Here is a 13,666-nt window from a genome sequence, read left to right as displayed (position 1 = left end):
TCACAGCAGCGTGCTGTCGCGCTTGATGAGATAAATCGCGACGAGCGCGTCGTCGTCCTCGGTCACGGCAACGCGATGATGGACGGCCGAAACCTGATGACGCTCATCGCTGCCGGCGAGCGACACCCATTCGCCGACGCGCGGCAACACGGCGAACCAGCCGTCGAGCGATGTCTGGGCATCTCCGACGAATATCTTGCAATGCGTTCTCACCTTCGCCTCCGTGCGGCTGCCCCGTGAAGGCAACAGCACGGGAGCGAATTGGTTCGGTACGCGCTGCGTAACGGAACGGTAAACGACTGCTCGCGCGTGGGAAAAAGCAAATTGGCGTCGCGTTTCGGTCTCGTTATTGCATTATGGTCGGCGCATGCGGCAAGACGACGAGAACGGCCCGATCGAAGCCCAAGCGCTTGCGCTGCTCGATACGCTATGGGCGGACGGATTCATCGAGGGGCGGCCCTACCCGGCCGCGATGGTCGCCACAATCGTTGCGGCGCTTGAGCGAATGCGTCGTGCACCTGATCCAAGCGAAGTTGCAGAGACTGCTCCGGCAATCGCAGCGCCGATGGATCCTGCGGAGATCGTGCGAATGTTCGCTACGATCCCATTCAGATGATGCCGATTTTAGAAAAATTGCCCCTCGCCAGTTTAGGCCGTGACGAGGGGCAAGTTGATTTTGCTTCTAAGTACCCACGGGGTGGGCGTAGCAAGCTAACCGCACATTGGAAATCGTCGCATCACCCGTTCGGGGGATATCGCGCGATCAGGATACATCTGCTCGCTTGTGCATGTCGTTCTCCATCTCGTCATGTTCTTCCGGTACAACAAGCCGCGCGGTTTCGTGACGTATCAGCGTGCGATAGAAGCCGTTGACCGACGCAAGTTGCTGATGCGGGCCGTCTTGAATGATCCGTCCGCTGTCGAGCACGAGGACGCGGTCGAAGGCGCGTAATGTCGACAGGCGGTGCGCGATCGCGATAACGGTTCGGCCTTTGGTCAAGCGCTCGATCGCGGTGCGGATGGCGGCTTCCGACTGAACATCGAGTGCAGACGTTGCCTCGTCGAGCAGCAGGATCGGCGCATCCTTCAAGAACGCGCGCGCAATCGCGATGCGTTGACGCTGACCGCCGGATAATTTCGCGCCACGGTCACCGACGATCGTGTCGAAGCCTTCCGGCAGCTCGTTGATGAAGTCGAGACACTGCGCGGCGGCGGCGGCCTCGTACACGTCTTCGTCCGTCGAGGCGCGCGAGCCGTAGCGGATGTTCTCGCGGATGCTTCGCTGGAACAGCGAGATGTCCTGCGGCACCACCGCAAAGGCTTTGTGCAAGCTTTCGCGTTCGATGCGGGAGACATCCTGGCCGTTGATGAGGACGCCGCCCGACTTCGGATCGTAGAAGCGCTGGAGCAACGCGAAAAGCGTCGACTTGCCCGCGCCGGAATGACCGGCGAGCGCGACGCGCTCTTCCGACTCGATCTTCAGATTGAAATTCTCGAGCACTGGCGCGCCGCCCGGATAGGCAAAGCCGACATCGCGAAATTCAATGCGCGCCGCCATCGGCACTAGCGGCTTGGCTGCCGGATGGTCCGGCATCTGATGCGGCTCGAGCAGCGTGGAGAGCGCTTCAGACAAACGGGCGATGTGTTGCGTTGCATCGACCAATGCGACGGCGAGATCGCGCGTCGCGCTCAACACCGAAATGCCGAGCGTGCAGATCAGCACGACGTCACCGACCGAAATCGACCCGGCCTGCCAAAGATGCAGCGACCAATAGAGGAGACCGATCGTGAAGGTGACCGTGATGATCGCGTGGATCAGGCGGACGATCTCGAGGTAACGCAAGCTGCGGCCGCGCGCGAGCAGCTCGCGCCCAATCACGGACGCGAAACGGCGATGCTCGCGTGTGATGCCGCCGAAGGCGCGGACCGTAGACATATTGCCGATGACGTCGACCATCTCGCCGTCGACGCGCGCGGCCTTGTCGGCAAAATCGTGGTGCAGATGGCCGCCCGCCGCCGCGAGTTTGATCATCGCGAAGATCAGCACGATGCCGATACCTGCCAACACCAGCGCGACCGGCACGCTGACAGTGCCGACCAGCACGATCGCGCCGACAGTCGCTGCGCATGGCGGCAGCACATTCCACATGAACATATTCTCGATGGCGAATGTCGCATTCGCCGTCGACGTTACGCGGCTGCTGAGTGTGCCCGGTAAACGATCCGAGAAATATGCCGGCGCGTGGCCGGTGAGATGCCGGAAGAGATCACGCCGCACATCGCCCGTGACATTGACGAACGCGTAGCTCGCGATCCAAGTCGCGATGCGCCACAAAAAATTGTCGGCCGCGATGAGGCCGACAAGAATGCCGAATGCGATCCAAATCGCGTTGTTTTTCGCAAGCGCATCTATGAGAAGTTTGACGCCGTACTGTGTTGAGACGGAACACGTCACCGCGCCTAGGACTACAAACAGAATTGCGAGGTGCGAGACGCGGCGATTGCGCACGTAGTGCAGCAGAAAAGGAATCGGACGTCCTGCAAACCGGACAAGATCCATACGGTGGAGCTCCACTTAATTTCGGCGGCCCGACACCGCGCTCGGATCAAACGTTCTTCGCGACTGCCGCAAAACGTCGCGACAATGTGATGGTTCCTGCGTGGCAGCTTTACGCTGAGTGCAACTCTCGAGTCTCCGGCATGAATGCCCAAATCGCGAGCAGTCCGAATACGCCGATGCCCGCCATGCCGATAAATGTCAGCGGATTGCCGATGTGATCGGCAGAATATCCGGCGAGCACGCCACTCAACGATGCGCCGATGCCGACCGCAGTGCCGACAACGCCTTGCGCAAGATTGAATCGCCCGGTGCCGCGCGTCACGTCGGCGATGATGAGCGGCGTCAGCACGCCGAAGATTGCAGCGGAAACCGCGTCGAAAATCTGAATGGCGATAACGAGTATCGGATCAGACACCAGCGCGAGGAGCAGCCCGCGAATGGGAAGCGCGAGAAAACCGACCAGCAGCAACGGCTTGCGTCCGATCGCTTGCGCTTGGCGGCCGACCCATGGCGAAAACGCCGCGACGACGAGCTGCGGAAGTACGATACACGCTGCGATCAGCGCAGGCGCCCAATCCGGCAGGCGCCGCGTCATCGACGTCGCGACGAGCGGCAGCATGCTGGCATTCGCGAGCTGAAACAGCGCGATACAAACGGCGAGAATGATGAGCGGCTTGTTGCGCAGCATTACATCGACGCCCGCGCGAAAACCTTGATCCTGCGGCGGAGTGGACCCGCCATGCGCCGCGATGGGATTGATTTCGTGACTGCGAATGAAGGACAGCGCGATCAGCGCCGGAATTGCGAGCAATGCCGTGACGAAAAGCACCGAGCCGCTCGACACATAGTAGCCGAGCGCCCCCATCACGGCGGCCGACAGCCCGTTTCCGATCGCGGCGAAGCGCGCGTTGCGGCCGAGACGCTCGCCGGCCCGCGCATGCCCGACGAGGCCGAGACTAATCGCCGCAAGCGCGGGCCCAAGGATGCAGCTTCCCGCCGCGTGAATGACACGCGCGATGACGACGATGAAGAAGACTGGAGAGAGTGCGATGAGCAGAGCGGCGAAACATATGCTGACGACACCGCCGGCGGCCGCCGCACGCTCATTCCGTACCCAATCGACGAGCGCACCGCCGGGAATTTGAAAGAGCAATCCGGCAATTGCGCCGATTGTCAGAATCCAACCAATGTCGGTTTGCGTCCACTTCTGCGTCGTCAGATAGACAACGATGAACGGACCGAAGCCGGTTTGGATATCCGCGACCGAAAAGACAAACCAATCGAGCCCGCGTTGGCTCTGCGATGGCGGGCTTGGCGATGCCGTTTCGCGTGCTGCTATGTCCGTGCGCTCCGCAATCGCCACACTCGCCCCTAGTCTCGCTTCTCAGCTTCCGGCGCTGGACGAGCGCGAGCGCCGAGAATGACGATCGGTTTTCCCGGTTTGTATTCAGGCGCTTCTCGCACCTGTGCCTTGGTCAGCTCGACGCTGATCGGCTCGATGTTTCCGACGCTGAAACGCAACAAACTCCACTCGACGGCGATCTGCCGGCTGCCGACACCAAGGAAACCGCCGAAATCGATCACGGCGGAACGCACTTGGCCGGCTTGATCGACGATGACATCGACGACGCGCCCCATGCTTTCGCCCGCGACGCTGCGCACTTCGCTGCCGAGCACTGCTTTGACGACGGCTGGCGGTATCGGATCTGTGCGCGGCACTTCAGGCGGAGTTGTCGGCGTTGTCGCCGTCGTCGCAGGTGCGTTCTCGTCGCTCGGATTTTGTGCAGTTGCCGTGTTCGTCATCGTAGCGCCGCTGAAGAGCGCGACAACAAGCATCATTGCGATGTGCGGGGTGCGAGAAGCGCCCAAAATCATCTCGTTTCTCCGTAGTGCAGGCCGCACGCTCCCGGTTGGTAAGCGTGCTTCGGCGCGATGGTTCCGATCAATTTCACCAACGATGCTGCGATGCGGAACTTTGTTAGCCCCGCGCCGTTCGTGTACGAACGCAGGAGGGTGTTTCAATGAAAATCGCGCAGATCGCGCCTTTGATGGAAAGCGTACCGCCGCGACTCTACGGTGGTACTGAGCGTATCGTTTCCTATCTCACCGAAGAACTTGTGCGACAGGGACATGACGTGACGCTCTTTGCGAGCGGAGACTCGATCACATCAGCGAATTTGGTCAGCTGTGCGGCGCGTGCGCTGCGTCTGGAGCCAGGAGTTCGCGATCCGATCTCCTACTACATGTTGATGCTCGATCGTGTGCGCGAACAGGCCGAAGATTTCGACATCCTTCACTTCCACATTGATCAATTTCACTTTCCGCTTTTCCATCACACGCCGCACGTCACGGTGACGACGCTACATGGTCGGCAGGATCTGCCGGATCTTGTGCCGCTGTACGTCGGTTTCAACCGTATGCCATTGGTGTCGATTTCGCAGCATCAACGCAAACCGATCCCGCACGCGAATTATGTCGAGACTGTGCAGCACGGTCTGCCGGCCGACATGCTGAAGCCGTCGTTCGATCCCGCAGGCGGATATTTGGCATTCGTTGGACGTATATCTCCGGAAAAGCGACCGGATCGTGCGATCGAGATCGCGCGCCGCGCCGGCATTCCGCTGAAAATCGCCGCGAAGGTCGACCGCGTCGACCGAAAATACTTCGAAACGACGATCGAGCCATTGCTCGACGGGCCTGGTGTCGAATTCATCGGCGAGATCAACGAGCAGCAGAAATCGAAATTCCTCAACGAAGCGGCTGCTCTACTCTTCCCGATCGATTGGCCGGAGCCATTCGGCCTTGTGATGATCGAGGCGATGGCCTGCGGCACGCCGGTCGTCGCAATGCGCTGCGCATCGGTGCCGGAAATTCTTGAGGACGGCGTCACCGGCATGATCGTCGACACGATGGACGAAGCCGTCGCGGCGGTGCCGAAGGCGCTCGCGCTCGATCGCCGCGTCATCCGCAAGCGTTTCGAAGAGCGCTTCACGGCGGCGCGTATGGCAAAGGACTATGTCAGTCTTTACAAGCGCATGCTTGCAGAAGCCGGGCAGAGCGAGAAGCCGAGCTATAAAAAACACATGTCGGCGACGAATGGGGTTAGGCTCGCAACTTCATAACGCAACGAATCATCGAGGCGTGAATGAAGCAAGAAGCTACGACTCCGACGCTGGTCGAACAAAATCTCGAAACTCCGTTCTACATTCCGGCGGATGGCTCCTCGACGCGCCCCCGCCGGACTTTGAAGAGCGGGGAGACATTTGTCGTATTCGACAGCCATGGTGACATCGGCGCCGTTCCGGGCGGCCCGGACGGCGTTTTTCACAACGGCACGCGTTTTCTTTCGCGCTTCGATCTCTCCATCAACGGGGAGCAGCCGTTGGTGCTCGGATCGAATGTGCGCGACGACAACACGATCCTGAATGTCGATCTAACCAATCCGGACATGTTCGCCGGCGAACGGTTGTTGCTGCAGAAGGACACGCTGCACATCCGCCGCACCATTTTTCTTCGCGAAGGCTTGGTTTATGCGCGCTTCAGCGTGCGGAACTACGCGAGCGCGCCGACGCGCTGCGAGTTGAGTTTCGACTACAGCAGCGACTTTGCCGATATTTTCGAAGTTCGCGGCATGCGGCGCAAGCGGCGCGGCCGCGTGGTCGCTAAGCGGGCCGACGATCAGACTGTGATTCTCAATTATCTCGGCCTCGATCATGCGCCGCGCAAAACGTCGATCGCGTTCGATCCGGCGCCGAACACGATCACGCAGACCCGCGCGGTCTACAGCTTCAATGTAGATCCGGAAGAGCGGCGTGTCATCTTCGTCGTGATTGCCTGCATCGAGGACAAAGCGCCGGAGCAACCATCGTTCTTGGGCGGGCTCCGTTCGACGCTCCGCGAGTCCAATGCGCTCGCGCGTGAGCGCACGACGATCGAGACATCGAACGAGATGCTCAACAAGGTGTTGTCGCGGTCGATCGCCGATCTCGACATGCTGATGACGCCGACGCCGCAAGGGCCCTACCCTTACGCCGGCATCCCTTGGTATTCGACGACATTCGGCCGCGACGGAATCATCACGGCGATCGCGATGCTGTGGTTCGATCCTTCGATCGCGCGCGGTGTGCTCAATCGCTTGGCCGCATTCCAAGCGACGCGAAACGATCCGGCTGCCGACGCACAACCTGGCAAGATCCTGCACGAGATGCGCGCCGGCGAAATGGCCGCCCTCAACGAGATCCCGTTCGGTCTTTATTACGGCAGCGTCGATTCGACGCCGCTATTCGTCATGCTCGTGGGCCTCTATGCCGAGCGGACCGGCGACATGGAGACGGTGCGCCGCTTGTGGCCGCATGTTCGCGCGGGCCTCGCTTGGATCGACACTTATGGCGATATCGATGGCGACGGCCTGATCGAATACGCGCGCGCGACCGAGGAAGGTCTCGCCAATCAAGGCTGGAAGGATTCGCAAGATTCGATCTTTCACGCCGACGGCAGCATGGCGAAGGGGCCGATCGCGCTTTCCGAAGTTCAAGGTTATGTTGTCGAGGCCAAGCGCCTCGCGGCGAAATGCGCCAAGTTGCTCGGCGACGCGGAGTTTGCCGCGAAGCTGAGCGCCGAGGCGCACGCGACCGCCGAGACGGTCGAAGCGAAATTCTGGTGCGAGGATATTCAGAGCTATGCCATTGCGATCGACGGCGCGAAGGCGCAATGCAAGGTGCGCAGCTCCAACGCGGGGCATCTTCTGTTCTGCGGTCTCGCGCGTCCGGATCGCGCGGCAGTGATTGCGAAAGATTTTCTCTCGCCGCGCTTCTTCAGCGGTTGGGGCATTCGCACGATCCCGGTCGGCGAAGCGCTTTACAATCCGATGTCGTATCACAACGGCTCGGTCTGGCCGCACGACAACGCGCTGATCGCGCTCGGTCTCGCGCGTTATGGCTTCTCGCATCTGCTCGAACCGGTGTTCCGCGGCATGTTCGACGCGGCCGCTTACATGGACCTGCAGCGCCTGCCGGAATTGTTCTGCGGCTTCCGCCGCGTGCCGAAGCAGGGGCCGACGCTCTACCCGGTCGCTTGCTCGCCGCAAGCATGGGCAGCGGCGACACCGCTGGCACTGTTTCAGGCGAGCCTCGGCTTGTCGTTCAATCCGTGGCGACGCGAAATCGAGTTGCGCAATCCGTGTCTGCCGAGCTTCATCGATCACGCGGTCGTTCGAAACCTGCAAGTCGGAACTGCGAAAGTCGATCTCATCGTCCGTCGGCATGCAGATCGCGTATCGGTCGAGCTTGGCAGGACGGACGGCGATGTCCGCATCTTGACGACATCGTTCGCGCAGTCGTAGCCGTGCTATTGTCGCGGCCATGAAGGTCGCGACGTTCAACATCAACAACATCAACAAGCGTTTGACGAATTTGCTTGCGTGGCTGAAGGCGGCGAAGCCGGATGTCGTATGTCTGCAGGAGCTCAAGGCCGAGCAGAAGCAGTTCCCGGACGAAGCCTTGCGTGCGGCCGGATACGAAGCAGTTTGGGCCGGGCAGAAATCCTGGAACGGCGTCGCCATATTGGCGCGCAAGCATAAGCCCGTCGTGACGCAAAACCGGTTGCCCGGCGATGCGAGCGACAAGCAAAGCCGCTACATCGAAGCGGCTGTCGATGGCGTCCTCATTGCGTGCGTTTACGCGCCGAACGGCAATCCGCAACCAGGCCCCAAATTCAAATACAAACTGGCGTGGATGAAGCGGCTACATACGCACGCCGCGGCTCTTCTGAAGACAGGCGCGCCCGTAATCATTGCCGGCGACTTCAACGTGGCGCCCACAGAGATCGACATCTATCCGACAAAGTCATGGAACGATGACGCGCTGATCCAGCCGGAGCCGCGCAAAGCATTCGAGCGACTGGTCGCGCAGGGTTGGACAGACGCGCTCCGTGCGGTCAATCCGGATAAGCGGATCTATACATTCTGGACCTACTGGCGGAACCGCTACGAGCGCGACGATGGGCTGCGGCTCGACCATTTTCTGCTGAGCCCCGATGTCGCGCAGCGGCTAAAGAAAGCCGATGTCGATCGCGCGATCCGCGGGCTCGACAATGCAAGCGACCACGCACCGGCGTGGATCACGCTGAAATAAGTCAGCCGTCGTCGCGATCTCGCTCCGCGCGCTCGAATACGGGAACGTCGCGATGTTTGCGTTCGCCGGCCGGAATGTCTTCGGCACCGCGCCGAGTCTCTTCGTCGAGTTCGTTGAGGCCATCTTCGGTCTCTTCGTCACCCGACGCGCTCACGTCGACGTCCTTTTCCGCCGGCACGATCGAGAGATCGTCGTCGTTGTCGGCTTCGGGCTTTGTAGCCTTGTCTCGTTGGATCATATCACCTCCACGCACAAACCTGCGCCTCTGGTGAACGAGGCGGCGGGGATAATGGTTCCGTGCTGCTACTTGATGCGCAGGACAGCGACCGGCAACCGATGGAAAAGCTGAGAGAAACTCAGGGTTTCCCTATCGCGAGTCCCGCCCCACAACAAATCTTCCGCACTGTTTACCGGTGTCTCGCCCTTCCAAGCTTGCGGAAGGGCTTTGCCGCCATTCGTCAGCTGCGCAAAGTGGCGGCCGACAACGATCGCGATCTCGCCGTGGCGCGATGAACGCTTGAAGCCGACAACGTTGTCCCCCGCTTCTTCGGAAAGATCGATAGGCTCGTACGTTCCATCGCGGAAAAGATCGGCGCTATCGTTGCGGATTTGCAGAAGCTTCCGCGTTAGCCAGAATTTCAGCGAGCCATCGCGGAGGCTCGCTTTGAAATCGGCAGGCGGCGCATCGTCTGCGAGACGCGCGCGGCGGAGATGGTAGTCGACCGCACGGCGGTTATCGGGGTCAACCAGCGAAGTGTCCCAGAACTCCGTGCCTTGAAAGAAATCCGGAATGCCGGGCAGCAAAATCTTAAGCGCCAGCTGCGAGAGGCTCGACAGCGCGCCGATGAAACTCGTGCGCTCGGCGAAGGCGGCAAAGTCGTCGAGAAAGGCAGCGCTGCGCTTCCGATCGAGGACCGCATGGAGGAATGCGATGACCTTGCGCTCGTACGTCTCGTTCGTGTTCGTCCAGCTCGTCTGCTGCTTGCCTTCGCGCATCGCCTTGACGGCGTAGCCCTCCATGCGGGCGACGAAATCGGCGTCGATCTTGTCGGGCCATGCGCCAATGAGCGCCTGATAGAGCATGTACTCGTGTGCGCGCGACGGCTCGCCTGCCTCGCGGCACACGCTTTCGTTCATCGCACGCCATGTCTGAACGCGCTCGCGCCATTCCGGTGCCAGTTCCGACAACGCGAGGATGCGCATGCGCGCGTCTTCTCCACGCTTGGTGTCGTGCGTGGCAGTCGCGGTCATGCCATGCGGCGCAGCCTTCGCCAGCGCCGCGACATTCGCGTGGAATTCGTCGAGCGATGTCGCGGGATGCGCGGGCTCGCCGCCGACTTCGTTCAGCGCGACAAGGCGGTGATAGCGATAGAAGGTCGTATCTTCGAGCGCCTTCGCCATCAGCGGTCCGGTGAATTGCTGCAGGCGCAACGCGAAAGCGCGCGCCCGGCGCGGGCTGTAACCCGGCTTCGTCGCGATATCGAGCGTGATGGCGTCGCGAAGGAAATCGAAGATTTCGGGATCTGGTCCGCGCCATTTGTCGCGCGCCCGCTCGGTAGCGGCGTCGACCAAAATGCGGTCGGCGTCCGATACGTCCGCGCGCGCGATATAGGTGCGGTAGACCGGAAACTCGATCGTGTAGGCCTGCAGGGCAGCGCGAATGCGGTCGAGCGTGTAATCGCGCGTCGCAGGATTGCCGGCAGCGATGCGCGACAAAGCGCGCGCCAGAACAGTGAATTCGCTCGCCAGCATCGTCGTGATGACGATCTGCTTGGCTTCGGCCAGCATCGCGACAAACGTCGCGCGTTCGCCCGTGAAATCGCGCCACGTCTCTTCCAGCGACGGCAAGCCTGCAAGATCGAGGAACGCCTGCATGATGACGTTGAGGCGCTCGTAGCCGGTCGTCCCGGCAACGCCAGAGAAATGCGGCAACGGCTCGTCGTGGCCGAGGATTTTCTCAATGACGACGTAGAAATTCCGCCGCGGGTCTTTGGTCACGCGGCGGATCATTTCGCGCAGGCGGCGCGCGTATTGCGCCGGATCATGCAGCCCGTCGATGTGGTCGAGGCGAATACCGTGGAGGCGGTCCTCCGCGATCAATTGCGCGACCAGCCCGTGCATCAAGCGGAACGTCGCCGGATGCTCGGCGCGCAGCCCGGCGAGATCGTTGATGTCGAAGAAGCGGCGATAGTTAATCGCAGAGAACGCGACGCGCCAATAAGCGATGCGGTAGTTTTGGCGCTCCAGCAAGCGATGCAACGCGAGGCGGCCGGTTTCGTTGCCGGCGCTGTAAGCCTCGCTCAGGCCGCGCGCGATAATCGCGTCCGCGTATGGGATCGCGGCGAGATCGCGCTTGAGTATTTTGGCGTCGTCATAGGTCGGAGCTTCGCGTTCGCGCGAGCGCTGTGCCAGGGTGATCATCGCCTGCCCGGCCTCGATATCGTGCGCGCTCGCGGCCGTCACCAGCGTGCGGAGGAGTTCGCCGTAGCGCTGCGGATTGATCGGCAGTTTGTGCTCGTAGTACCAAGCCGCGAAGCTGCCGGTTTCCGCGTCGTAACGCAGTTCGATTTCGCCGTCGCGCAGCACGTCGCCGTAAGCCTTGCCGAGGATCGGCAACAGAACCCCGGGCGCGTTGCGATGCGGCAGGCCGGTCCAGTCGATGTCGAATGATGCCGCGTAAGGCGATTGCTGGCCCCATTCGAGAACGTCGAGCCACCACGCGTTGTCGGACAAGCCGATGCCCATGTGGTTGGGCACGAAATCGAGGATCAGGCCCATGTCGGCAGCGGCGAGCGCATCGGAGAGGCGCACAAAGCCCGCTTCGCCGCCAAGTTCTGGATTGAGCTGATTGTGGTCGACGATGTCATAACCATGCGTCGAACCAGGGCGCGCTTTGAGAAACGGCGACGCGTAGAGATGCGAGATGCCGAGGTCTTTCAGATACGGCACGAGCGAAGCCGCCGCGTCGAAGTCGAAGTCTTTCGTCAGTTGAACGCGATAAGTCGCGACGGGAATGCGCGGCGGCATCAGCGATCCCCGATGCTGAAATAGACGGACCACGGCGGCAAACGCTTCGGCACAGTGCCGCCCCAGATCAGGGTCTTGCTGCTTGGCACGTCAGCGTCGATATCGTGATCGCTAAGGTTGGCGATCAGCGTGAGCTTCTGCGTCTCGGTGGCCCACGCGGCGACGAGAAAGCCGGTATCGAAGCGGGCTTGCCCGTTGATCTTCTTCGCGTCGGCGACAAAAGGAACGATGTGTTCGCGGCGCAGCCGCAGGAGCTCGGCTGTCAGATGCAGACGTTCCTCGTGCTCGAACACTTTAAGCACCGACCAATCGAGTTTGGCGGATTTGAACGTGCTCTCGGCGAGCGGGTCCGGCACGTCTTGCGCGCTGTCCGCATACGCCTCGGCAAATTCGCGTTTGCGGCCTTCACGTACGGCATTCGCGAGGTCGCCTTTGAAATCGCAGAAGAACGGGAACGGCTCGCGCGCGCCCCACTCCTCGCCCATGAACAACATCGGCGGCGCGGGTGCGAGCAGCAGTATCGTGTGCGCAGCGATCAGACTTTCGGGCTTTGCCAGCACGGTCAGACGCTCGCCGAGCGCGCGATTGCCGATCTGATCGTGGTTCTGCAGGAAATTGACGAAAGCGAGTGGTGACAGCTGCGCGCTCGGCTCTCCGCGCGGCGTCTCATCGCGATGGCGTGAGGCCTCGCCCTGATAGACGAACCCTTCGGCGAGGCTCCGCGCGATGCGGCGGCCGGCGTCGTCATAATCCTTGTAATAGCCGGCCGTCTCGCCGGTCAGCAGCACGTGCCAGGCGTGATGATAGTCGTCGTTCCATTGCGCGCGATAGCGGCCGTTCGGCACGTCCCGCAACGGGTCAAGCCACTGCGCGGCGTTGTCGTCGTTCTCGAGCACGAGATGAATGTGGCGGCCGGTCTCGCGCGCAAGCTCGCCTGCCGCGTGGCTGATCTCGGCGAGGATGTTCGGCTCGCCCGGCACGACGATGGCGTGGACGGCGTCAAAGCGCAGTCCATCGAAGCGGACATCGCGCAGCCAATAGAGCACGTTCTCGACGACAAGCGAGCGCATCGGCGTTTTGCGATAATCGATCGCCTCGCCCCACGGTGTCTGTGCGTCCGAGAAGGCTTCGCGCGCGATGCCGTGCAGATAGTTTCCGTCCGGCCCGAAGTGATTGTAGACGACGTCAAGGAAGACCATCAGGCCGCGTTCGTGCGCGGTGTCGATCAGGGCTTTGAGGTCGTCGGGCGTGCCGTAGCTTGAATCCGGCGCGAACGGCAGCACGCCGTCGTAGCCCCAATTCCACCGGCCGGGGAAATCCGAGAGCGGCATAATTTGGAGCGCCGTGATGCCGCAAGCGACGAGATGATCGAGCTTGTCGATCGCGGACCGATACGTGCCTTCCGGCGTGAACGTGCCGATGTGAAGCTCGTAGAAGACGGCCTCCGCAAAGGGTCGCCCCTTCCAGTCTTTGCATCGCCAGCCGTATGTCTCGGGAGCGACCGCGCTCGGCCCATGCACATCATCCGGCTGAAAGCGCGATCCAGGATCCGGCATGCGCAAATCGCCGTCGATCTCAAATAGGTACGAGGAGCCGTCCGAGACAGCCGGCACTTGGACGGAATACCAACCACCGTCGGCTCGCATCGGCAGCGCCTGCCCGTCGAGCAGAAGACGCACTTGGTTGGCGGAGGGAGCCCAAAGCCGAAAAAGAACACCGTCGCGCGTCGCGAGCGGCCCGAAACCGTCGCTCATCGGCTATTCATCTTTGGGTATGCGCGCGACGCGGCGCTCTCCGTGCCAAAGCTCAACTGCATGCTCCTTCGCGAGTTTCCGTGCTTTCCGGATGGCAGCATCGACACTGTCGACGTTGAGGACAATCGCCTCGCCATCGGTACGCCCCCGGTCGTCAACGGTATAAACGCGGAATAGCCCTGGCACGTTCCACT

Annotated in this window: 11 protein-coding genes; 4 read left to right on the top strand and 7 right to left on the bottom strand. The window is 61.5% G+C overall.

Translation table 11 applies throughout. The features are described 5' to 3' along the window. Entirely contained in the window at window positions 1–213 is a 213-nt protein-coding gene (locus GJW30_RS06950) for a hypothetical protein (RefSeq protein ID WP_130364785.1), read from the bottom strand. Window positions 214–367: 154 nt separating this feature from the next. Here GJW30_RS06950 and GJW30_RS06945 point away from each other — a divergent pair, with 154 nt between their 5' ends. Continuing rightward, window positions 368–616, top strand: a complete 249-nt coding sequence (locus GJW30_RS06945; RefSeq protein WP_096353425.1) for a hypothetical protein — start codon at window positions 368–370, stop codon at window positions 614–616. Between the two features lie 147 nt (window positions 617–763). Here the strand turns inward: GJW30_RS06945 and GJW30_RS06940 are convergent, their stop codons facing one another. From GJW30_RS06940 to GJW30_RS06930, 3 genes are all read right to left on the bottom strand, one after another. Then, on the bottom strand, window positions 764–2,560 hold the full coding sequence (locus GJW30_RS06940; RefSeq protein ID WP_096353422.1) for an ABC transporter ATP-binding protein: 1,797 nt from the start codon (window positions 2,558–2,560) through the stop codon (window positions 764–766). 109 nt (window positions 2,561–2,669) lie between these two features. Continuing rightward, the gene (locus tag GJW30_RS06935; protein WP_096353419.1) at window positions 2,670–3,923 is read right to left on the bottom strand and encodes an MFS transporter; all 1,254 of its coding nucleotides are present in this window, start codon (window positions 3,921–3,923) and stop codon (window positions 2,670–2,672) included. 8 nt (window positions 3,924–3,931) lie between these two features. Next, complete coding sequence (locus GJW30_RS06930; RefSeq protein WP_096353416.1) at window positions 3,932–4,435, bottom strand: PRC-barrel domain-containing protein; 504 nt, start codon at window positions 4,433–4,435, stop codon at window positions 3,932–3,934. Window positions 4,436–4,581: 146 nt separating this feature from the next. Between GJW30_RS06930 and GJW30_RS06925 the strand changes: the two genes are divergently transcribed. The 3 genes from GJW30_RS06925 to xth are packed head-to-tail and all read left to right on the top strand — an operon-like array spanning window position 4,582 to window position 8,691. After that, entirely contained in the window at window positions 4,582–5,682 is a 1,101-nt protein-coding gene (locus GJW30_RS06925; RefSeq protein ID WP_096353413.1) for a glycosyltransferase family 4 protein, read from the top strand. Window positions 5,683–5,705: 23 nt separating this feature from the next. Beyond that, window positions 5,706–7,901 (top strand): amylo-alpha-1,6-glucosidase, encoded by a 2,196-nt coding sequence (locus tag GJW30_RS06920; protein ID WP_096353410.1) that lies wholly within the window; start codon window positions 5,706–5,708, stop codon window positions 7,899–7,901. 19 nt (window positions 7,902–7,920) lie between these two features. After that, window positions 7,921–8,691 (top strand): exodeoxyribonuclease III, encoded by a 771-nt coding sequence (gene xth, locus GJW30_RS06915; RefSeq protein ID WP_096353407.1) that lies wholly within the window; start codon window positions 7,921–7,923, stop codon window positions 8,689–8,691. 1 nt (window position 8,692) lies between these two features. On the opposite strand, the gene GJW30_RS06910 is transcribed toward xth, so the two are convergent. The 3 genes from GJW30_RS06910 to treZ form a co-directional block, all read right to left on the bottom strand. Next, entirely contained in the window at window positions 8,693–8,929 is a 237-nt protein-coding gene (locus GJW30_RS06910; RefSeq protein ID WP_096353404.1) for a hypothetical protein, read from the bottom strand. Window positions 8,930–8,994: 65 nt separating this feature from the next. Further along, the gene (gene treY / locus GJW30_RS06905) at window positions 8,995–11,718 is read right to left on the bottom strand and encodes a malto-oligosyltrehalose synthase (protein WP_096353401.1); all 2,724 of its coding nucleotides are present in this window, start codon (window positions 11,716–11,718) and stop codon (window positions 8,995–8,997) included. Next, the gene (gene treZ, locus GJW30_RS06900) at window positions 11,718–13,472 is read right to left on the bottom strand and encodes a malto-oligosyltrehalose trehalohydrolase (protein ID WP_096353398.1); all 1,755 of its coding nucleotides are present in this window, start codon (window positions 13,470–13,472) and stop codon (window positions 11,718–11,720) included. The genes treY and treZ overlap by 1 nt, the downstream gene beginning before the upstream one ends. Window positions 13,473–13,666: the final 194 nt, after the last annotated feature.

Origin of the sequence: Variibacter gotjawalensis, from assembly GCF_002355335.1 — a bacterium.
Classification (GTDB): domain Bacteria; phylum Pseudomonadota; class Alphaproteobacteria; order Rhizobiales; family Xanthobacteraceae; genus Variibacter; species Variibacter gotjawalensis.
Note: the sequence above shows the minus strand (reverse complement) of the source record. Positions and strands in the feature narration are given on the sequence as shown.